At 51.1% G+C, this 21348-nt stretch carries 18 protein-coding genes; 12 read left to right on the top strand and 6 right to left on the bottom strand.

Annotated elements, in window-relative coordinates; all coding sequences use genetic code 11:
* Positions 1–6 precede the first annotated feature (6 nt).
* Complete coding sequence (gene cmpR / locus IQ217_RS15220; protein ID WP_194020593.1) at positions 7–933, top strand: HTH-type transcriptional activator CmpR; 927 nt, start codon at positions 7–9, stop codon at positions 931–933.
* Positions 934–1135: 202 nt separating this feature from the next.
* On the opposite strand, the gene IQ217_RS15215 is transcribed toward cmpR, so the two are convergent.
* Together IQ217_RS15215 and ebsA are read right to left on the bottom strand one after the other, a co-directional pair.
* The gene (locus IQ217_RS15215; protein WP_190599563.1) at positions 1136–2209 is read right to left on the bottom strand and encodes a DRTGG domain-containing protein; all 1074 of its coding nucleotides are present in this window, start codon (positions 2207–2209) and stop codon (positions 1136–1138) included.
* 183 nt (positions 2210–2392) lie between these two features.
* Positions 2393–2854 carry a type IV pilus biogenesis protein EbsA gene (ebsA, locus tag IQ217_RS15210; RefSeq protein ID WP_420826696.1) on the bottom strand — a complete coding sequence of 154 codons (462 nt, stop codon included), beginning with the start codon at positions 2852–2854 and terminating at the stop codon, positions 2393–2395.
* Positions 2855–3246: 392 nt separating this feature from the next.
* Between ebsA and ldpA the strand changes: the two genes are divergently transcribed.
* The 3 genes from ldpA to IQ217_RS15195 all read left to right on the top strand — a co-directional run bounded on the left by ldpA (position 3247) and on the right by IQ217_RS15195 (position 6982).
* The gene (gene ldpA, locus IQ217_RS15205; RefSeq protein WP_338116560.1) at positions 3247–4401 is read left to right on the top strand and encodes a circadian clock protein LdpA; all 1155 of its coding nucleotides are present in this window, start codon (positions 3247–3249) and stop codon (positions 4399–4401) included.
* A gap of 204 nt (positions 4402–4605) precedes the next feature.
* Positions 4606–6111, top strand: coding sequence for a carotenoid isomerase (gene crtH, locus IQ217_RS15200; RefSeq protein ID WP_194020592.1), 1506 nt, complete (start codon positions 4606–4608; stop codon positions 6109–6111).
* A 94-nt stretch (positions 6112–6205) separates the two neighbouring features.
* Positions 6206–6982: a M15 family metallopeptidase gene (locus IQ217_RS15195; protein ID WP_194020591.1), complete on the top strand. Its 777-nt coding sequence runs from the start codon at positions 6206–6208 to the stop codon at positions 6980–6982.
* Positions 6983–7061: 79 nt separating this feature from the next.
* On the opposite strand, the gene IQ217_RS15190 is transcribed toward IQ217_RS15195, so the two are convergent.
* Positions 7062–8231: a pyridoxal phosphate-dependent aminotransferase gene (locus IQ217_RS15190; RefSeq protein WP_194020590.1), complete on the bottom strand. Its 1170-nt coding sequence runs from the start codon at positions 8229–8231 to the stop codon at positions 7062–7064.
* Between the two features lie 65 nt (positions 8232–8296).
* Between IQ217_RS15190 and mgsA the strand changes: the two genes are divergently transcribed.
* Complete coding sequence (mgsA, locus tag IQ217_RS15185) at positions 8297–9598, top strand: methylglyoxal synthase (RefSeq protein WP_194020589.1); 1302 nt, start codon at positions 8297–8299, stop codon at positions 9596–9598.
* A gap of 233 nt (positions 9599–9831) precedes the next feature.
* Positions 9832–10860, top strand: a complete 1029-nt coding sequence (locus tag IQ217_RS15180) for a sirohydrochlorin chelatase (RefSeq protein ID WP_194020588.1) — start codon at positions 9832–9834, stop codon at positions 10858–10860.
* 59 nt (positions 10861–10919) lie between these two features.
* Here IQ217_RS15180 and gatC read toward each other — a convergent pair whose 3' ends face one another.
* The 3 genes from gatC to IQ217_RS15165 form a co-directional block, all read right to left on the bottom strand.
* A complete protein-coding gene (gatC, locus tag IQ217_RS15175; protein ID WP_190599556.1) occupies positions 10920–11234 on the bottom strand; it encodes an Asp-tRNA(Asn)/Glu-tRNA(Gln) amidotransferase subunit GatC in 315 nt (104 codons plus the stop codon).
* Positions 11235–11292: 58 nt separating this feature from the next.
* Complete coding sequence (locus IQ217_RS15170) at positions 11293–12210, bottom strand: branched-chain amino acid transaminase (RefSeq protein ID WP_190599555.1); 918 nt, start codon at positions 12208–12210, stop codon at positions 11293–11295.
* Between the two features lie 88 nt (positions 12211–12298).
* Positions 12299–14053, bottom strand: a complete 1755-nt coding sequence (locus IQ217_RS15165) for a M61 family metallopeptidase (RefSeq protein ID WP_194020587.1) — start codon at positions 14051–14053, stop codon at positions 12299–12301.
* 256 nt (positions 14054–14309) lie between these two features.
* On the opposite strand from IQ217_RS15165, the gene IQ217_RS15160 reads away from it, so the two are divergent.
* From IQ217_RS15160 to IQ217_RS15135, 6 genes are all read left to right on the top strand, one after another.
* Positions 14310–15518 (top strand): response regulator, encoded by a 1209-nt coding sequence (locus tag IQ217_RS15160; protein WP_194020586.1) that lies wholly within the window; start codon positions 14310–14312, stop codon positions 15516–15518.
* Between the two features lie 137 nt (positions 15519–15655).
* Positions 15656–16015: a response regulator transcription factor gene (locus tag IQ217_RS15155; RefSeq protein WP_190599552.1), complete on the top strand. Its 360-nt coding sequence runs from the start codon at positions 15656–15658 to the stop codon at positions 16013–16015.
* A gap of 136 nt (positions 16016–16151) precedes the next feature.
* Positions 16152–16730 (top strand): chemotaxis protein CheW, encoded by a 579-nt coding sequence (locus tag IQ217_RS15150; protein ID WP_228016806.1) that lies wholly within the window; start codon positions 16152–16154, stop codon positions 16728–16730.
* A 264-nt stretch (positions 16731–16994) separates the two neighbouring features.
* Positions 16995–19985, top strand: a complete 2991-nt coding sequence (locus IQ217_RS15145; RefSeq protein ID WP_194020585.1) for a methyl-accepting chemotaxis protein — start codon at positions 16995–16997, stop codon at positions 19983–19985.
* A 48-nt stretch (positions 19986–20033) separates the two neighbouring features.
* Positions 20034–20534: a methyl-accepting chemotaxis protein gene (locus IQ217_RS15140; protein ID WP_228017328.1), complete on the top strand. Its 501-nt coding sequence runs from the start codon at positions 20034–20036 to the stop codon at positions 20532–20534.
* 16 nt (positions 20535–20550) lie between these two features.
* A partial coding sequence (locus IQ217_RS15135) for an Hpt domain-containing protein (protein WP_194020584.1) occupies positions 20551–21348 on the top strand: 798 nt, incomplete at its 3' end.

Below are 21348 nucleotides of genomic sequence, written 5' to 3'. Positions count from 1 at the left end.
GCCACTATGAAAAATGCCACCCTCCACCAATTTGAGGTTTTTGCGGCGATCGCCAGAACGGGGAGTTTCACCAAAGCGGCGGAGGAGTTATTCCTGACCCAGCCCACCGTTTCCCAGCAGATGAAGCAACTCACCAAGGCGATCGGGGTACCGCTGTATGAACAAATTGGCCGAAAAATTTATTTGACCGAAGCGGGGCAGGCGGTTTTACAAGCCAGTGAAAACATTGGCCTTTGTCTTGATCAGTTGCAGGAGGTGATCGCCGATCTCCAGGGATTAAAAAAAGGTAACCTGCGCCTAGCCACCATTACCACTGGCAAATATTTTGTACCACGACTTTTAGGAGAATTCCGTCAAGAATATCCCGGTATTTCCATTTCTCTACAGATTGGCAATCGTCAGCAAATTTTAGACCGCCTAGCCAATAATTTAGACGACCTATACTTTTTGGGTAAACCACCGTCAAATCTTGATATTAATATCCGTCACTTTTTAGAAAATCCCCTGGTGGTCATTGCCTCCCGTCAGCACCCATTGGTCAATGAAAAGAAAATTTCCTTGGAAAGAATAATCCAGGAACCTTTGATCATGCGGGAGTCCGGTTCAGGAACTAGGATGGCAGTGGAGGAATTTTTCAATGAAAATCGCCTACAGATGAATGTAGAGATGGAAATTAGTAGCAATGAAGCCATTAAACAAGCGGTTTATGGGGGCCTGGGAATCTCCATTTTATCGTTGTATTCCCTGGCATTGGAGGGAGTTCATGGTCCCCTAGCCGTGCTAGACGTGGAAGGATTTCCCCTACAAAAGCATTGGTATATTGTTTATCAAAAATCGAAGCAATTATCCATTGTTGCTCAGGCTTTTTTGGATTATTTATTTACCCATGATGAAGCAGTTTCGATTGCACAAATTTTCCGAAAACCACTGTAGCCTGAGGCTCAGATTGGCAGAAATAAACACGGCCTACAGTTAATCAGAAAACTTTCCCAAACACCGCTCCCAAAAGATTGTTTTAACAGCCCCTCAGTGCTCCGAAGCTTGGGGGGAGACTAGAGAAAAGTTCCTTAGTATGGAGGGATTTAGGGGCAAACTAGGATTTTTTCGACAGACTTCAAATAAAAAATAGACCAGACTAATCTTTGGCCATGATTTCTTGGAAGGCTTGGAGATCAAAATGGGTGGCCATCAATTGTTGGATACATTGCACCTTAACCGGTTCTTGGAGGCGCACATTGCCAAAGGCTTGATCCACAATTTCCACGGTGGTCAGGGTGTCTTGGTCCACAGAGAGAATGGGAATTTCTAAATCCTGGGCCCGGCTGATAATAAGGGGTTGGGGCCCGGCGTGGCCAGTCAAAATTAGACAACTGGTGGAGGTTTCCAAGGCGGCCAATTGTAAATCAGTACGATCGCCACCGGTGACCACAGCTTTATTTTCCCCTTGACGGAAATATTCCAGGGCAGAGTTGACGTTCATCGCTCCAATGGTGAGGCTCTCCACCATCAAATCCAGATGCTCTTCACTACAGAGAACTTTGGCATTCAGTTGATGGGCCAGTTCCCGCACACTGACGCTTCTGAGTAAACGGTCTTCCGCCAATAGGCCGAGCACAGCAATGCCATGACTTTCCAGAAAAGGCTTGACCAAGTCCTTCGTCTCCGGCAGGGCTTCTAGGGGAATATCATTTATTACCACCCCTTTGAGGCTATCTCCCAAGGTCTGTCGAGCTTTGAGCAGCCCATCCACCACCAAAGGAGAGTGGTAGCGACCCACCAACAGCACCGCTGCGTTAATTTTGGCTGCTAATTCGGAAAAGGAAAGCCCGAACAAACTACCTTCCCAGAGATTGCCTGGGCCTTCCAACAAAACCAAATCCGCTGTTAGATCCTGAATAGAGGCTTGCAGAGCTTCAGCATAGTTAGTTTGGTCTTGCCCTTGGAGGCGTCGGGTAATGGTCTCTTCGTCCAAAAATACCAGGGGTTTACGCACTTGGGCTGGTGCCAACTCCAAACTCTGGCTAATAAATTCAATGTCCGCTTCCTCTAGGGCCACCGCTGCCTTCGTCATGGCCGTGCCAATGGGTTTGCCGTAGGCGATCGCCATCCCCTGTTGTTGCAAAAGTCGAGCCAAACCGAGAATAATCCCCGACTTGCCGCTGTAGGGCTCCAAAGACCCGACTAATAAACATTGGGGTGAATTGACCACGGGAACGCTCCTGACTAGATGGACTAGGTGAAAAAATTTGACTGCTGGGCTATTTCGATTAATTTAGCGACGGCATTGTTAAAAAACTGGCTTGATCGATACCCAATGGCCATGGTCACAGTATGCTCCCGCATAACTTAAGCCCCATTGCCCAGGACTAATGGCACGCACTACTATGACTGACTAAACGGCCGAGGCATCATCCAGCCGTAAAAGCTTACGGTAGAAATTTTGCGGAAAGTCAATATTTTTACTCTCCTCGTATCCCGCAATTAGGTCGATCAGATAATCCATAAACTCAGAATTGAGCACAGTCATTTCATAACTCAAATCTGCCTGGCCATCGAATTGCATACGACACCGAGTCAATTCCGACGGGAGGCGGGACACAAACCAAGTGGCCACAAAGGAAAGATTTTCTCCCCCCTCAATGCGCCGGGCCCCTTCCACCTGGCCCAATTGATAAAGACCAAGGGCCAAGGGCAATAACTTCTGTTTGTTTTTGTCCGGGTAATAGGGTTGGTAAACAATTACGTCCCTTTTATCGGCGGGTTGGAGCTGACTAATGTCGGTGCTAGACATGGGCAAAATGGCAAAACAAGGATAGGTGGACTTCTCTGCGCCCCCATGGGAAAACCGCGGCATAACCCAGTTTCCCCAGGCGGTTCCGGCTGTTACAGCAATGGCCAAATCAAATTAAACTTACTCAAATTTGAGGCGTGGAAAAGATTTCCCGCGAGCAATTTTACCCAATGTCGGAACAAGAAAACTATCTGTACCGCCCCTGGGACTGTGGACGTTCTCCCTCCAAACCCATCGGCAGGAACGGAGATTCCTGTTTCTACTCCTCTTAACCGGGTTTAGACTTTTGACAGGCTAAACCTAGTCAGACCGAATCCACAGGCATTTTACTTTTGCTTCCACTATCCGCCCGACAGCAGAAGGTTCTCGAACTCAGTTGTAGGATATAGTTTACCCTAAACGTTTCCGTGAATTGCTCTAGGCATGGTTGACGTGCCAGGGAGTGCTTTGGTTCTGTGACAAGTAGCAAAATTTCAATTATCCCTGGGAAAATACACAATTCCCCGGCCCAGCAATACCCAGGCCCTAGGCAATCCCTGGAGCAAGGACGCTGGGTAAAGTTGATTTGTGGGGCTAGTTATCAGGATTTAACTGCTATTCGGAATTTAGCCCTGGTCTACACATTGGTGGGGGTGAACTGCATTGACTTAGCGGCGGATCCGGCGGTGGTGCGGGTAGCCCAGGAAGGCATTGGAGTGGCTTTGTCATTAGCCCATTCCCCCGCTCATCAACTTGAGCGGTTTGAACGCCTATCCGAGCCCCCTTGGTTAATGGTCAGCCTAAATGATGGGGAAGACCCCCATTTCCGCAAAGCCCAGTTTGACCCTCAAAAATGCCCTCCGGATTGTCCCCGGCCCTGTGCTCTGGTTTGTCCTGCCTGGGCGATCGCCAATAGTAGTGATGACGTTGCCTCCACAGGGGTGTGGGCGGAAAAATGTTACGGTTGCGGCCGCTGTGTACCCATCTGTCCCCGGGGAATTATTACTACATATTCTCATCAAGCAACGGTGGCTAGCCTGCTCCCTTGGTTGGAATCGGGACAAATCGCTGCCTTGGAAATCCATACCCAGGTGGGCCACAGCGAGCAATTTCAACAGCTTTGGCAGAATTTGCAACCGGTTTTGCCCCAACTCCAGGCGATCGCCATTAGTTGTCCGTACCATGGCCAGGCGGTGCAGTATTTGCAGAGTATTGCAAATTGGCTGGGGCAATTGACGATTCCCCTAATTTGGCAAACCGATGGACGCCCCATGAGCGGGGACATTGGCCGGGGCACTACCCATCTTTGCCTCCACTATGCTGACCAGGTTTTAAAATCTGATTTGCCGGGGTTTGTGCAGTTGGCCGGCGGCACCAATGGCCACACCATCACCAAGCTAAATGATGATAATCTTTGGGTTCATGGGAAAAAATCCATAGTTAACGGCGTTGCCTTTGGTGGTGGGGCCCGCGCCCTCATTGCCCCGGTATTACAGGAGGCGGAGGCTAGACAAAAGGATCCCCTTGCCCCCATTCACTTGGAAGATTATCCTGATTTACTCCAGCGGGCGATCGCCTTGGCCCAGTCTTTGGTGCAACCCTGGAAAACAAGGCCAACCATGGTGGACTAAAAATTTCCTTGACAGTATTGACAATTATTTTCATTAATCTGTATAGTGATTCCACAGTGTTCTCTTCTCAAGGATTCAGTAGGGGGTGGCTCGGCGATCGGGTGCTCCCTGTTTTTTTTGCGGCAAAACCTTAAACTGATTAGTTGGATTGCTCCGTTGTTGCATCCTCAACCTTTTGCCTTAACCTAACCCGACCAAGAAACCATGACTGTTTCCCCTTCCTACGACGCAATAGTAATTGGCTCTGGCATTGGGGGATTGGTCACCGCCACCCAGTTGGCCTCCAAGGGTTTACAGGTGTTGGTGTTGGAACGTTACCTTATTCCCGGCGGCAGTGCGGGCTACTTTGAGCGGGAGGGTTACCGCTTCGATGTGGGGGCCTCGATGATTTTTGGCTTTGGCGATCGGGGCACCACCAATTTGCTCACTAGGGCTTTAGCTGCTGTTGGGCAATCCCTGGAAACTCTCCCCGACCCAGTGCAAATCCATTACCATTTGCCGGGAGGACTAGACCTCAAAGTTCATCGGGAGTACGAAGCTTTTTTACAAGAGTTAATTGCCAAATTTCCCCAGGAAGCCCAGGGTATCCGCCGCTTTTATGATGAATGTTGGCAAGTTTTTAACTGCCTCAATGCCATGGAATTACTTTCCCTGGAGGAACCCCGTTACCTGATGCGGGTATTTTTTCAGCATCCAGGGGCCTGCTTGGGTCTAGTGAAATATTTACCCAAAAATGTGGGAGACATTGCCCGCCGCCACATCCAAGACCCGGATTTGCTGAAATTTATCGATATGGAATGTTACTGCTGGTCGGTGGTACCGGCGGATTTAACCCCCATGATCAATGCTGGCATGGTCTTTTCCGATCGCCATTATGGGGGCATTAACTATCCCAAGGGGGGCGTGGGCAAAATTGCTGAAAGTTTAGTGACCGGACTGGAAAAATTCGGTGGCAAAATTCGCTACGGCGCTAGGGTAACTAAAATCATCCAAGAAAATAACCAGGCGATCGGGGTGGAACTGGCCAACGGCGAAAAAATTTATGGCCGCCGCATTGTCTCCAATGCTACCCGCTGGGACACGTTCGGGTCATTGATGACAGATCAGCCCCTACCTGGGAAGGAAAAACGGTGGCGCAAAAATTACCAACAGTCCCCCAGTTTCCTGAGTTTACATCTGGGAGTCGCAGCGGATTTATTACCCACCGGCACAGAATGCCACCATATTTTGTTGGAGAATTGGGACGATTTGGAAAAGGAACAAGGCACCATTTTTGTCTCCATTCCCACCCTCCTGGACCCCAGCTTAGCTCCGGACGGTTACCACATCATCCACAGCTTCACCCCCAGTTGGCTCGAACCCTGGCAAAATCTTTCCCCGCAGGAATATGCAGCCAAAAAAGAAGCTGATGCTGGTAAATTAATTGACCGCCTGGAAGCCATTTTTCCCGGCCTGGACCGAGCGCTAGATTATATGGAAATCGGCACTCCCCGCAGTCACCGCCGCTTTCTAGGCCGACAAAATGGCACCTACGGCCCCATTCCCCGCCGTCGCTTACCGGGTTTACTGCCCATGCCCTTTAACCGCACCGCCATACCGGGGTTATATTGCGTCGGAGACAGCACCTTTCCGGGGCAAGGTTTAAACGCCGTTGCCTTTTCTGGTTTTGCCTGTGCCCATCGCCTAGCGGTGGATTTGGGGGCCAAGTAGTTGAGCAGAAAAACTGATGACGGGGCTATGGAAGAACCCAGACATTGTCTGGCACAATGGGGCCAAGCATTGAGCCGCAACGATCGCCAACTGCATGGGTAATAAACCAAAATCTTCCTTTAACGTCAACCAGGATGACATCCCGGAAGTAATTCGGGACAGTCCAGTGGAGCCGCCCCAGTCCCAAGCCTTGTCCCCCCCACCGCTGAAATTAATTGCGGCCGGTTTGGGGATCATCATTCTGGCTTTACTAACGTTGTTGGCCCTGTGGCCCAGGCCCCAGCCCGCGCCGGAAGTAGTGACGGAACCGAGCCCTACCCCCACGGCAACCCCCATTGATAATCTATTGGGGCACCTGCCCTATGAAGAAGCGCCCCTGGGAGACCTGAAAAATATCACCCCCGACGGTCGCTTAAAGTTACGCCAGGCTGCCGCTGATCAATTTTTGCGTATGCAGCGGGACGCGAAGGCCCAAGGCATTTCCCTAGTGCCCATTTCCGCCTTTCGCACTGTGACTGAGCAGGAACAACTTTTTTTTGCTATCAAACAACAGCGCAATCAGGAAGCCCGTCAGCGGGCCGAAGTCAGTGCGCCCCCCGGTTATAGCGAACATCACACTGGCTATGCGGTGGATATCGGTGATGGTAGTGCCCAAGCGACCCATTTAAGCGAAACCTTTGCCCAAACCAAAGCTTTTGATTGGTTAGAAAATAATGCAGCCAAATACAGCTTTGAACTATCTTTCCCCCCGGATAATCCCCAGGGCATTGCCTACGAACCTTGGCATTGGCGTTACGTCGGCGATCGCCAAAGTTTAGAACTGTTCTACAAAGCGAGAAATTTGCCGCAAAAAACCCAGAACAATCCTTAAGCCCGGACAAAATCAAACATTCGTAGGCAGATGGGGAAATGCCTGGTTATAGGCCGCCCTAGCGTGGGGATGGCATCGTTCAACAGATATGTTTTAACCCCTGCTCCAATCTGGCCATGGCAGTGCTGGCCGTGTCCCGCCGCAGAGCACCATAGGCAATGCGGAGATAGCAACCAGTTTCTATGCCAAAGGTAGAGCCAGGTAGCACCGCCACCTTAAACTCATCAATTAACCTTTTCACTAGCTCTAAATCCGTCAAGGGGCTATCAACCTCCAGCAAACAGTAAAAAGCTCCCTGGGGCACCACTAAACGACAGCGGTCAGACAATTGACTCAATACTGCCAGTAATTGTTGGCGACAGGCGGCCATCTCCGGTAAAAATTGTGCTGAATAAGCCTTGCCCACCTGTAAACAAGCAAGGGCCGCATATTGGGAAACCACCACCGGGCAGATCAGATTGGTGTCCTGAATTTTTTTGACCGCTAGCAATAGCTCCTGGGGAATGACCATATAACCAACTCGCCAACCAGCCATGCCATAGGCTTTGGAAAAGCTATAGAGGGAAATGGTATGGCTGCCACTCCCCAGCATGGCCCCAGGGGAAAAAATCGGGGTTTGGTCGTAGGCAAAATAATCGTAGGCTTCGTCATGGATATGGTAGATGCCCCGCTCCCGGCAAAGTTGGTTCACCGCCCGTAAATCCGCCTCTGGATAAACAGCTCCGGTGGGATTATTGGGGGAAATGGTCACCACCGCCCTCGTCCGGGGGGCGATCGCCTGGGCAATGAGATCCGGTTGGAGTTGATACTGATCATTGGTGGGCACCAACACTGGCCGACATCCCGCAATTCTGACGGCCATTTCATGGTTGAAGTAGTACGGAGTATTGAGAATAATTTCATCTCCCACCTCCGTAATAGCCAGCACTGCATTTAAAAAGCCCATATTGGCCCCGGCCGTCACCACCACCGCCTGGGCCGAGGACACATGGATACCATTGTCCCGTTGTAACTTTTCCGTTAAAGCAGAAATTAAGCTTGGTATGCCCGCCACTGGCTGATACTGGTGCAAAGGAGCCTGTCCCAGACTTTCCCTTACTGCCACGGCCACCTCTTCCGGGGGAGGGTAAAAAGCCACCCCTTGGCCGAGGGAAATTGTGCCTGGGGAATCGGCAATCCACTGTCCCACCACCGGAATAACCGGCGACTGAACCAAATCCATACGGCTAAAGGCTGTTTCCATTACCATTGTGAATCTGAACCTATGAATTTAAAGTAACTCTCCAACTCTCCATTCCACCATCGGGAAACACCATGGCCGCCCAGATAGCCCTCATTGCCCACGACAACAAAAAAGACGCTCTGGTTAATTTTGTCCAACAACACAAATCCCTTTTCTCTCGCTATGACCTCATCGCCACTGGCCAAACGGGGGAATTGGTAAGCAACAAAACCGGCTTAGCCGTGGAAACCGTTTCCCATGGGGCCCTGGGGGGCGACACCCAAATTGCTACCAAAATTATCGATGGGACCATTGCTGCTGTCATTTTCCTCATTGATCCCCTCTATGCCCAACCCCACGAGCCAGATATCCGGCCCCTATTGCGACTTTGTGAAGTGTACAACGTTCCCCTGGCCATTAATTTAGCCACCGCCAAAGCAGTAATTAAACTATTGGGTAAAACTAAAACTGGCCATCTAATTTTTAATCCCGTGGCAGGGCAGGGCAATGTGGAACGGGAACTAGATTTAATTAAAGAGCATTTACAGTCGGAAATTAATCTCAAAATTATTTTTACTAGTGCGGATATAAACGTTACCGACCAGGCCAGGGAAATTGTTAAAACAATCAAATCTGCCAATGAGCACTCCAATGGAGAAGGGGACAGCTTTATCATTGCCTCCGGTGGTGATGGCACCGTATCCGGCGTAGCAGCCGCCCTGATCGACACCGGCATTCCTCTTGGTATTATTCCCCGGGGTACCGCCAATGCTTTTTCCGTGGCCCTGGGCATTCCTACCCAAATTGTCGGGGCCTGTGAAACCATCAACCGGGGCATTACCAAGGTCGTAGATACAGCACTGTGCAATGACATTCCCATGCTTTTGTTGGCGGGGGTCGGCTTTGAAGCGGAAATGGTGGAGAAAGCAGACCGGGAACTAAAAAATAATTTGGGGGTAATGGCCTACATTTTTGCGGGTATTCAACAGGCTAGGGAACAGGAATTGTTTGAAGCCCAGATCGAAATTGATTCGGAAACCACCACCATGGAAGCCAGCGCCATTACGATCGCCAATGCGGCCCCTCCCACTTCCGTCTTTGCCCAGGGAGCAGGGCAGGTATCTTTCACCGATGGATTGCTCGATATCACCGTGGCCAGTAGTCAAACAGCGTTGCAGGGTCTGCGGGTGGTAACCAACCTCTTCACCTCCGCCCTGTCAAAAAATCCCACCGACAATGAAAACGTGGTGCATCTCTATGGAGAAAGGATTAAAGTTACAACCAACCCCCCGCAAAAAATTGTCGTTGATGGTGAAATCATTGGTACTACTCCAGTGGAGGTGAAATGTCTGCCCAAAAGCTTAAACATCTTCGCCCCAGTGGAAAACAGTTGAGCTTGGTGGCGCTGATGCTCTCCCTGGGCATAGTCCAGTACCAAGTAACCCTGGCATAATGAGCCATGGCTGGGGTCAAATCCGCCCAATCAACTTACCGCAATTGCTATGCCGGTTGTCCCGTCTAGGCCTGGATGCTGTCCGTTGTGATACTTCTTCAGCGATCCCCTAAACTTCCCTGGATGCGGTGGGCCTAGCTCGACTTTTTTGTTATTTATCAGTCAATCATTCTAATGACCTTAACCAGTGTGCCCGCCTCTGTTTCCCTTTTTCCTGAGCTTGAGCTTCCCCCCCTGCCCTACCAAAGACCCCTACTGATGATTGGCCACGGTACGAGGGACGAAGACGGTCGCCAAACGTTTTTAGATTTTGTCACCCAGTACCAAGCATTGGACCATTCCCGCCCGGTGATCCCCTGTTTTTTGGAGTTGACGGAGCCCAATATCCAGGCTGGAGTACAGCAATGTGTGGACCAGGGCTTTAGGGAAATTTCTGCCCTGCCCATTTTGCTCTTTGCGGCCCGCCATAACAAATTCGATGTGACCAATGAGCTAGACCGCAGCCGCGAAGCCCATCCCCAGATTAATTTTTCCTACGGTCGTCATTTTGGCATTACCCCAGCCATTCTTGATTTGTGGAAGGCTCGGTTGAGTCAGTTAGATAGTCCCGAGGCCAACCCCAGGGGTATTGACCGCCAAGATACGGTGCTGTTGTTTGTGGGTCGGGGTTCCAGCGATCCCGATGCCAACGGTGATGTGTATAAAATGGCCCGCATGCTCTGGGAAGGCAGTGGTTACCAAACCGTGGAAACCTGTTTCATTGGCATTAGCCATCCCCGCTTAGAAGAGGGGTTCCGTCGAGCTAGGTTATATCAGCCCAAGCGCATTATTGTTTTGCCCTACTTTTTGTTCATGGGGGCTTTGGTGAAGAAAATTTTCACCATCACGGAGGAGCAACGGGCCGCTTTCCCGGAGATTGAAGTTCAGTCCCTGGCGGAAATGGGCATTCAACCGGAGTTATTGGCGTTGGTGCGGGAACGGGAAATTGAAACCCAATTGGGGCAGGTAGCCATGAATTGTGAGGCCTGTAAGTTTCGCCTTGCTTTTAAAAGCCAAGGCCATGGCCACAGTCATGATCACGGCCATTCCCATGGGCATGGGCATCACCACCATGGTCACGACCACGGCCACAGCCATGGGGAATGGATCGATACTTACATTGAGCCCACAGCCTATCACGAAAAAATTTGGCAGGCTCCCTAGGCAAGTCGGCCAAGGGGGAAGGGAAAGAACCTTAATCCCTACTCAGTAACCAGACTCAATTAGGCGTCGTCACCGCCCATAATACGGGGGACTCGAAAAAAGTCTCCCTCCGGTTCTGGTGCGTTGTCCAGCAGGGCTTGTCGGGTGGTGGCCGCATTGTCTCCGTCCCAACTAATCTGGCGATCGCCCCGGACAATATTGCTCAACTCGATGGCTCTGGTGGTGGGTTCCACTCCTTCGGTGGGCAGTTCACTCAATTGGTCAAAGTAGTCCAAAATACTGCTGAGCTGGGAAGCAAATTGACTTTCTTCCTCTGGGGTAATGTCCAAACGGGCCAGGTGGGCAATTTTTTGAACTTGGCTTTGATCCAACATGGGTTAAACTCTAAATTTTTTAAACTTAGGATAAATAGACTAATTTTGCCGGTAAGAATTAGCCATTCAGGGGAATTTTAAACACCCAATCTTGATATTTGGGTTCCCGATTTTCCGTCACCGCTGTCAATACAGAGCGTAACTTTTCCGTAATCGGGCGATCGCCACCGAGGGTGAAGTTTTCAATCCGTTTAACCGGGGTGATTTTTGCCGCAGTACCGCTCAAAAAGACTTCATCAGCAATCATCAACTCCGATTTATCAATGGGCCGCTGGCAGGTGGGGATACCCAAATCCGCCGCAATGGTGAGAATGCTGTCCCTGGTAATCCCTTCGAGGATGTCCTGCTCATTACCAGGGGTAATAATTTGCCCCTGGCGCACCATGAAAATATTCATGCCGGTGGCTTCACAGACCTTACCCTGGGAATTCATCAAAATGGCTTCATCAAAGCCCGATTCCACCGCTTCCGTTTTGGCTAAAGCAGAGGTAATGTAGGCAGCGCTAATTTTGCCCCGCAACGGAAAACTACGGTCCTCCTGGCGGTACCAGGAACTGATGCGGCAATTAACCCCATCGGCGGCCAGGTAATCCCCCATTTCCAAGCCGTAAACGAGGAAATCTTTCTCCAGATTGTGCAGGCGGGGGGCAATGCCCAGACCGGAACTGTACACCAACGGGCGGATGTAAAAGGATTTATCGGGCTGATTTTTCTTGACGAAATCAACAATAACTTCCTTGATTTTTTCCGCACTGATGTCGTAGTGCAAAAACTTGGCACTCTTACTCAGGCGATCGCCGTGGCGGTCCAGGCGAAATAGTAGAATGGTGCCCGGATCTTCAGGGTCGGGAATGCCCCGTAAACCCCCAAAGGCCGCCGTCCCATAGTGGAGGGCATGGGTAGCAACGGATATTTTGGCATCCTCAAACGGGACAAACTTATCTTCAAAGTAGGCGATCGGCAAAAACTTGTGCATCAGAAAATCAAAAAAAAGACTTGTACTCCCTGGACTTAACCCCAGTCATCCAAAGGGGAATAATGTGCTACCCGTGTTTTCCAGGGCATTAGGATTCACCCAGCCAGCCCGCCAGATTTTGAAGTTGGCTGTCCGAGGGGTCGGCGATGGGCACCACTTCATAACGGTTTGCTTGGGGAGATGCCAGCACCACATCCACCGTCCGCAAAAGATCCTGATGAAACACCGTTAACTGAATCATATCATTGGCTTGGTAGTCTTTCAGCCGTAGGGAAAGCTGTTCGGCCCCAACCCGAACACCATTGATCGCCAGCAACAAATCCTGGGGGCTAATGCCAGCCATGGCGGCGGGGGAATGGGCAGCCACAAAGGTGATTTTTTCCTGGCCAGCCTCCGATTTAACTTTAATGCCCAAATAGGGGGGTAAATCTTCCTGCACCGGTTTAATACAGAGACCAAAGGGTTGCAGGTAATCGTTGAGGGGAAGTTCCGCCGTGGTGTGGAGATAGGTGTGGAAAAATTCGGTTAAGTCCGTGTCCGCTACTTTAGTAATCACTGCTTGCAATTGTGCTGGGGTAAAACCAATTTCTTCCCGGCCAAACACATACCACATGGTCTGTAAAACGTCATCAAAGGAACGTTGATTTTGGTGTCGTTCCCGAATGAGCAAATCCAGCATCAAAGTCACCAATTCCCCCTTCAAGTAATAGGACATTTGGCTGTTATCGCCATTGGCATCCCGACGATAGAGTTTGATCCAGGCGTCAAAACTAGATTCGGCTAGGGGTTGCACCAAACGCCCTGGGGTAGTCAGGTAGCGGGTGATTTCTTTGCCCAAATTTTTTAAATAGGTCTGGCGATCGTACAGTCCGGCCCGGAGGGGAATGAGCAGGTCGTAGTAACTGGTGGTGCCTTCGGAAAACCAGAGGGAAGGCGTGTAATTTTCCTGGTCGTAATCAAATTGCTCCAGGGCCTGGGGACGAATGCGCTTGATGTTCCAAAGATGGAAAAATTCGTGGGCCACCAGTTGCAAAAATCGTTGGTATTTTTCCGGATCCCGAAAACCAAAGCGGTCATAGTTCAGCACACAAGAATCTTTATGCTCTAAACCGCCATAGCCCTGGTTGGATGTGTGGAGCAAAAACCAATAATGGTCGTAGGGCAATGTCCCAAACAGGTCCACTTCCGCGGCAATAATTTTCTGGGTATCTTTGACCAACTGCTCCCCATCTAAGTTGCTTTCGCCCCAGACTACAAAATGGTGCTCTTTACCCTGGACTTCAAAGGCGTAATCCTGATGGATACCCACTTCCACCGGGCTATCCACCAACGTGTCAAAATTCTGGGCATGGAAAGTTTTTGCCCCCGTGGTCAAATCCGTTGCCTTACAGGGCAGGGCCGTGGCGATCGCCCAAGTCGGTTCGGGGGGAACAACGGTTAAGGTTAGGGGGACATCGGTGTGTCCTGGCAGGTAGAAAAACAATGCCGCCCCGGTAAAGAAACCATGACTATAGTCCAAATGATTGGTTCTGACGGTTAATTCATCGGCATAAATACGGTAGGAAATGGCAATATTTTCTTCCTCTCCACAGGCAATGGCCCAATGGGCCTTACCCAATTTTTGGTGTTCCAAGTATTCACCACCGGTTAGACTCCGGGCTTGGAAGTCCTGCAAATGGCGCTCATATTCTCTTACCAGATAGGACCCCGGTGTCCAGACGGGAAATTTCAGTTCTAGTACAGAAGCAGTGAAACCTTGAATGTGGAAATCCACGGAAAAGTAGTGGGTCTGGGGAGTTGGCATCGCCACTTGGTAGTGCAGACGAAGGGAAGCTGGGATCATGGTGTCTGGGGAAGTTTGCCTTAGCAATTGTCTCTTTTTTGTACCGCATTTATGCCGTTGATGGCAGGGATCAATTCTGGTAATCCCATTTAAGATTGTGCGATAATGGCTAATACAAAAGCTTTTGCCAAAGTCGGCCTGGTAAGGTCGATGAAGTTTTCTTGCGTACTTTGGCGATCCACACCCCTTTCAGGGCAAGCTATAAGTATGCCCCCCCCCTCCATCCTGCTGTTGACCTGCCTCCCCCTTTGATTAAATGACAGCTCCCACTCCCTCCTCCCACTCAGTTCCAATTCAAGAATTCACCGCCTCCCGACAGGCCAGTTTCTTCGATGGGCTGAAGCAACCCCGTTTTAGCGGGCAACTAATCCTTTCCACTGCAACGGGGGAACAGTGGTCGTTCTATCTTTATCTAGGCCGCATTATGTATGCCACCGGAGGGCGTCATGCTGTCCGGCGTTGGCGTCGGCAAATTGCTTCTTACCTGCCTCAAATTGCTGCTAACTTAGCCTCTGTGCAAACAGATTTAGCTAGCATTGATCCCCAGGATTTACAAATTTGCTGGGAGTACCAACTGCTCTGCCACTGGGTAGCCCAACAGAAGGTCACGAGGGAACAGGCCGCCCGACTCATTCGGGCCACGGTGGTAGAAGTATTGTTCGACATTACCCAATCCATGGAGGTGGCCTGTGATCTGCGCCAGGATAATTTGCTTTCCACAAGGTTGGTGTTGATTGACGCAGACCAGATGATTGCCGAGTCCCAACAGTTATGGAGCAAATGGCAGGGGGCCAAGATTGCGGACCGCTCCCCCAATGCCGCCCCCATCATTCGCCAGGCGGAACAGTTGCAACAACGCACCACTCCCCAGGTGTACCAAACCCTCAAGCAATTGCTGGACGGGAATCAGTCCCTACGGGATTTGTCGGTGCGTATGAAGCGGGATGTGCTGAGTGTAACCACTTCCCTATTACCCTATCTGCAGTTGGGATTGGTGGAGTTAATTAAAATTCCCGATTTGCCGCCGCCCATTGCTCCGCCAGTGAGGGGAGTGGTGGCCCAGCCCGATGGGCCCAGTGGCCCCCTGATCGCCTGTGTGGATGACAGTCCCCTGATTTGTCAGACCATGGAAAAAATCCTCACCACAGCCGGGTATCGGTTTGTGGGAGTTAATGATCCGCTACGGGCGATCGCCATTCTTTTAGCCCGTAAACCGGATTTAATTTTCCTCGATTTGGTGATGCCCAATGCTAACGGCTACGAAATTTGTGGACAGTTGCGTAAATTATCCATTTTTAAAAGTACTCCCATTGTCATCCTTACCGGCAATGACGGCATTGTTGATCGGGTGCGGGCCAAAATGGTCGGCTCCACCGATTTTTTGAGTAAGCCCGTCAACCCCGACATGGTTCTGCAAACTATCAAAAAACACCTCCAAGAGCAGGCATCGGTGCCAGTGGAATAACTTGACCGGAGGCAGCTCTGAAAAATTGCGGAGTCTGTCTTAATTCTGAGCCAATACTTTTGTGGTTTGGTTTAGGATTTATAACTGTTTACTATTTATTGTTCACTTTTCGATTAATCAAGCACCGAGGCAACATTATGGGCAGCGCACTTATTATTGACGATTCCTCCACAGAACGTTCAATTATCAGTGATTTTTGTCAGAAGTTAGGCATTAACGTCACCACCGCCATCAGTGGCGAAGAAGCCTTGGAAAAATTGTCCCAGGCAGTGCCCGACGTCATTATTTTGGATATTGTGCTGCCGGGGCGCAGTGGTTTTGAAATTTGTCGAGAATTGAAAGACAAAGACCAAACTAAAAGTATTCCAGTCATCCTCTGTTCCACTAAGGCCACGGATATGGATAAATTTTGGGGTAAACGCCAAGGGGCGGATGCCTATATTACTAAACCCATTGATCAGGAGGAGTTCAACACAGTAATCAAACAATTTATCTAAACTTTCCCACGCGATGCTTTCCCGTTAATTTTCTCCGGCTAACCAATTAATTTTCTCAGCCGATGGGCAAATTATCTATTACTAAAGCTTGTTGATTTTTCCGGTCCCCCTGGGGCAATTTCTAGGAGCAACTGTTTTGCCAGCCAACACCTTTTCCTCCAACGCCATGCTGGGTGACATCCAAGTCCCCCGCCAGCAGTTTTTACAATTTGTACTTGAACCAGACACCAACTTGATTTTGCCTCTGTTCCAGTTAACGGAGATTCTGACGGTGCCCCTGGGGCAGATTACCCCCATCCCCCACATGCCTCCTTGGACTATGGGGGTCCATAATTGGCGGGGAGAAGTGCTCTGGGTGATTGATTTTGGCGCCTTTTTGGGGCTAACTCCTTGGCACCTCCAATCCGGTTCCCGCACCAACTATCGGGTTATTATTTTAAATGGAGGTGTACCCTTCGACCTTGATCCCAGCGGAGGCAGGCGATCGCCAGGTCAACGCAGTCAGATGTTGGGACTGGTGGTCACAGAGGTGAAGGACATTACCTGGTGTGAAACGGATCAAATCCAATCTCCCCCCGCCGCCAGCATTAGTTCTGACCTTGCACCCTATGTGCGGGGATTTTGGGTCAGCCCCCCAGGGGTGATGTATGTGGTATTGGATGCCCAGGCCATAGTAGGCCGCCTCATGGCCACCACCCAGATTGCTCCTAATTAACTTTTATTGATTTTTATTGAATTTTTTAAACGAGTCAATCGATCAATTTGCTAACTATTGGCTAAATTTTCTACACTTTTGACTGGAATTTTAGCTCAATCAGCAAGCTAACTAGGAATGAGACAATTACAGTTTTGTTTTTAGTGCTTGTATCTCTCTTCTTAGACTTTAAGGTGGCTCCTTCAGCCCAAGCTTAATTGCTTTGCTGGAGGTACTGATGTCGCCCCTTTTCTGCCCATTTTACCTAACTGGTAAATTCTAACCATGACCCAAACTCCTTCCTCCGATCGCCGCCCTGATGCTGTCCAACCCTTAGGCAGTGGTGAGCCCCTTGATGATGTCCTCTTTGCTGAGTTGACGGAAACCTCCGAAGCCCAGGATGAATTGCCAGTAAATAGCGGTGCTTTTACCGCCGTGGATGGAGAGGACGAAAAGAAGGCGGGGGATGCCCTGGATTGGTTCGTGGATGGCAAGGAAAATGGCATTAATGGTGATGATGCAGGCAATGGAACTGAGGCAGAGACGTTGGTTTCCCTAGAAAAGTTAGCTGAGGAACCGGGGGTAGATGGGGCCCAGTTCATGGCCCAGGCCTTGGTGGAAGAAAGCGCCGCTCTAGAAGGTGTTGCCACTAGCTCCAACCCAGTCATTGACACCGACGCCCTGGCGGCCCTGACCCAATCGGCAGCGGAGTTGACTCCACCATCGCCGATCAGTTTGCCCAAAGTGGAGTTACCCCCCATGCAACCGTTGGCTCCCCTCATGGCGATCGCCGACCCAGATAGTTTGAGCCCGACGTCTACCCCAACCCAGCCATCTGCCCAAGGTGGGGGACTTTCCCTCCGCAATAAGGCGGTGTTGATAGCTCTGTTAATTGGCCTGGTCCCTGCTGGGGTGATTGGGGGGCTAAATCTCAGCAGCGTGGACCGGCTCCAGGTTCCTCCCATGGAAGAACAGGTGAAGGAATCCACTACTAAACAAATCCGCGACCAGATTTTGATCGGGCTACTGGTGACTGCTGTGGGGGCAGCCTTCGTGGCCTATTGGATGGTGGGGGAAAATACCAAAGCCCAAACTGCCCTGGCATCGAAAGCAAAGTATTCCCACCGGAATCTAGACCAACCCCCGGCCATGGCCGGTGATGAATTGGCGATCGCCGACCAAACCATTGACGCCCTCAGTGCCCAGGTTCAAAAATTGCGCCATCAGCAGGATTTATCCCTCAAACAATCAGAACTATTGACTGAACTTTCCCGGGCCAATCTTTCCGACATTGACGAAATCCAAGGCGTAATTCAGAAGAATCTCGACCAAGCCAGGGCCCTGTTTGGTTGTGAGCGGTTAGTGTTTTACTACCATCCCCGCTATCAGTCGGAAGCCATGGTAGTACAGGCTTTGGACTTGGCCACCCAAGGCTTAATTGACAACAAAGACCCCCATCCCTGGGCCCAGGAAGATATTCCTTCCCAGATTGTCGCCATCAACGACACTGACAGCGCCAGTATCAGTAGCAGCCACCGCCAATGGTTAGAGCAACACCAAGTCAAAGCGAGCTTGACAGTGCCCCTCTACCGGGATAACTACCCCCTCGGACTGCTCATGGCCCACCATTGCCAACGTCCCCACCAGTGGGAAATGAGGGAAAGACAATTTCTCCAACAGTTAACTGAAGAACTACAGACCACTCTGGACCGGGCCAACCTGATCCAGGAACGTAACGAGAGCGCCCAACAAGCCCAAATCCTCAAAGAATTGACCCTAAAAATTTCCGCCGCCATCAACAGCGAGCAGGTTTTTGACATCGCCGCCCAAGCAATCCGCCTCGCACTCAAAGCGGATCGGGTGATTGTCTATCGATTCGATGCCACCTGGGCCGGCACAGTAATTGTGGAATCCGTAGCAGAAGGATATCCCAAAGCCCTAGGAGCCACCATTGCCGACCCCTGCTTTGCTGATAGTTATGTGGAAAAATACCGTTCGGGGCGCATCCAGGCCACCAGGGATATTTACAACGCTGGCTTAACTCCTTGCCACATTGGCCAACTCAAACCCTTTGAAGTCAAAGCTAACTTAGTCGCTCCCATCAATTACAAAGGCAACCTGCTCGGACTACTCATTGCCCACCAATGCTCCGGGCCCAGGGACTGGCACCAAAATGAAATCGATTTATTTGGCCAATTGACCGTGCAGGTGGGGTTAGCCCTAGAACGCTCCGACCTACTAGCCCAACAAAAAATAGCCGAAGTAGAACAACGGCAAATGCGCGAAAAAATGCAAAAGCGGGCCTTGGAATTGCTAATGGAAGTGGACCCCGTCAGCCGGGGCGACTTAACCATCCGGGCCCATGTCACCGAGGACGAAATTGGCACGATCGCCGATTCCTACAATGCAACCATTGAAAGCCTGCGGCGCATTGTGACCCAAGTTCAAACCGCCGCCAGTCAATTTACCGAGACTACTGACACTAACGAAGTGGCAGTGCGGCAACTAGCCCAGCAAGCCAACCGACAGGCCTCAGATGTGGCGGAAGCCCTGGAACGACTGCAGGCCATGAATAAATCCATCCAAGCAGTGGCAGAAAATGCTGCCCAAGCAGAATCGGCGGTACAACGGGCGACCCAAACCGTAGACCAGGGGGAAGATGCCATGAACCGCACTGTGGATGGGATTATGGCAATTCGGGAGACAGTGGCCGCCACCGCCAAGCAGGTGAAACGGTTGGGGGAATCATCCCAAAAAATTTCCAAAGTGGTGAACCTAATCGGTAGCTTTGCCGACCAAACCAACCTCCTAGCCCTCAATGCCGCCATCGAAGCAGCCCATGCCGGTGAAGAGGGGCGGGGGTTTGCTGTGGTAGCCGATGAAGTGCGTTCCCTGGCAAGGCAATCAGCAGAAGCAACGGCGGAAATTTCCCAACTGGTGGCTACAATTCAGGCGGAAACGAATGAAGTGGTGAATGCCATGGAAGCGGGCACAGAACAGGTAGTGGCAGGTACCAAACTGGTGGAAGAAACAAGGCGGAGCTTGAACCAAATCACGGCGGTGAGTGCCCAGATTAGTGGCTTGGTGGAAGCTATCACCTCAGCGGCCATTGAACAGTCCCAAACCAGTGAATCGGTGACTCAAACCATGGCCCTGGTGGCCCAGATTGCGGACAAAAACTCCAGCGAAGCCAGTGGCGTATCTGCCACTTTTAAAGAGCTGTTGGCGGTGGCCCAGTCATTGCAAGAGGCGGTCAAACAATTCAAAGTGCAATGATTTGACCGACGGATAACGAACCCATAAAACCCATACCTGACAATTGCTATGCCTGATATGCCCACCATTGCGAGCGAGAACCAACCATCAAAGGACCAGCGGGCTGTGCTGTCCGGGCAGATTAGCCAGGGGCAAGCGGAGAGCCTGCAGACCATGCGTAGTGTGCGGTCAACCATGGCCACCACGGGGGAACAACTGGAAAATCTGGATAGTTCCACCCAGGAAATTGCCAATGCGATTAACTTGATTCGACAATTTGCGGCCCAGACCCATCTGTTGGCGCTGAAAGCATCTATTGAAGCGGCCCGGGCCGGGGAAGAAGGTAGGGGCTTTTCGGTCATTGCGGACGAAGTGCGGAGCTTGGCGGCCCAATCGGCGGAGGCAACGGCGGCCATGGAAGCCTTAATTGTGACCATCCAGTCCCAGGCGAGGGAATTGACCAGCAGCATCAAGGCCAGCAACCAGCAACTGAATAGCCATAACCAGCAACTGGAAACCAATCAGCAGTATTGGCAACAGCTAGCTGCCACCCTTTTGCCCCACTCCTAACACCCCCATTGCCTCCATGCTCAACTCCGATATCCGTGACCACGCCTACCAGTTTTTCATTGAAGAAGCACCGGAATTGCTCAGTGTGATTGAAATGAGCTTGCTGGAGTTGAGGGGGGAGAGAACACCAGCCCAGATCCATGGCATTATGCGGGCAGCCCATTCCATTAAGGGGGGAGCGGCCAGTGTGCAACTGCCGGCCATTGAGGAGTTAGCCCACCGACTGGAGGATATTTTCAAGGCGTTGTATAACGATGCGGTGGTGGTGGATGAAACCATGGAGGGACTGCTATTGGCAGGGTTTGACCACCTGAAACAAGCCCTCACCACCCAGATTGAAACGGGGCAGTTGGACCATAGTGAGGTTTTGGAGCAGGGGTTGCCGGTGATTGCGGCCATTGAGGAACAGTTGGGGGAGCATCTGGCGGCGGGGGAACAGTTTTTGCCCAGCTCGGCGGATTTGGGGGTGGACATTGTGGCGTCGTTGTTTGAGGTGGATGTTGCCCAGGGATTGACGGAGATTAGCACTGCGTTAGCGGGGAGAGACCAGGAAACATTGCGGGCAACGTTGGGGACGCAAACAGAAATTTTTGCTGGGCTGGCGGAAATTTTAAATTTGCCTGGGTTTAGGGAAATTACCGACCTGGTGGCCCAGGGTTTGGGGAATCCTGGGGTGCCCATGGGGGAATTGGCGAGGGTGGCGCTGGAGAATTGGCAGCATAGCTGTGGACAAGTGTTGGAAAAGGGCGATCGCCAACGGGGGGGAGAACCCAGTGAAGCCTTGGTGGCGTTGGTGCGGGGGCCGGGGGAAGGG

The sequence above is a fragment of the Synechocystis salina LEGE 00031 genome (genome assembly GCF_015207985.1).
Taxonomy (GTDB): Bacteria; Cyanobacteriota; Cyanobacteriia; order Cyanobacteriales; family Microcystaceae; genus Synechocystis; species Synechocystis salina.
The sequence above is the reverse complement of the archived record's forward strand: the minus strand, read 5'-3'. Positions and strand labels throughout refer to the sequence as shown.

Coding starts and splice junctions, on each gene's coding strand:
- IQ217_RS15195 (WP_194020591.1), top strand. CDS start 6,206: ATGGGTAATAAACCAAAATCTTCCTTTAACGTCAACCAGGATGACATC.
- IQ217_RS15155 (WP_190599552.1), top strand. CDS start 15,656: ATGGGCAGCGCACTTATTATTGACGATTCCTCCACAGAACGTTCAATT.
- ebsA (WP_420826696.1), bottom strand. CDS start 2,854: ATGCCGCGGTTTTCCCATGGGGGCGCAGAGAAGTCCACCTATCCTTGT.
- mgsA (WP_194020589.1), top strand. CDS start 8,297: ATGGCCGCCCAGATAGCCCTCATTGCCCACGACAACAAAAAAGACGCT.
- IQ217_RS15160 (WP_194020586.1), top strand. CDS start 14,310: ATGACAGCTCCCACTCCCTCCTCCCACTCAGTTCCAATTCAAGAATTC.
- IQ217_RS15190 (WP_194020590.1), bottom strand. CDS start 8,231: ATGGTAATGGAAACAGCCTTTAGCCGTATGGATTTGGTTCAGTCGCCG.
- IQ217_RS15180 (WP_194020588.1), top strand. CDS start 9,832: ATGACCTTAACCAGTGTGCCCGCCTCTGTTTCCCTTTTTCCTGAGCTT.
- IQ217_RS15170 (WP_190599555.1), bottom strand. CDS start 12,210: ATGCACAAGTTTTTGCCGATCGCCTACTTTGAAGATAAGTTTGTCCCG.
- IQ217_RS15140 (WP_228017328.1), top strand. CDS start 20,034: ATGCCTGATATGCCCACCATTGCGAGCGAGAACCAACCATCAAAGGAC.
- IQ217_RS15165 (WP_194020587.1), bottom strand. CDS start 14,053: ATGATCCCAGCTTCCCTTCGTCTGCACTACCAAGTGGCGATGCCAACT.
- crtH (WP_194020592.1), top strand. CDS start 4,606: ATGACTGTTTCCCCTTCCTACGACGCAATAGTAATTGGCTCTGGCATT.
- cmpR (WP_194020593.1), top strand. CDS start 7: ATGAAAAATGCCACCCTCCACCAATTTGAGGTTTTTGCGGCGATCGCC.
- IQ217_RS15145 (WP_194020585.1), top strand. CDS start 16,995: ATGACCCAAACTCCTTCCTCCGATCGCCGCCCTGATGCTGTCCAACCC.
- gatC (WP_190599556.1), bottom strand. CDS start 11,234: ATGTTGGATCAAAGCCAAGTTCAAAAAATTGCCCACCTGGCCCGTTTG.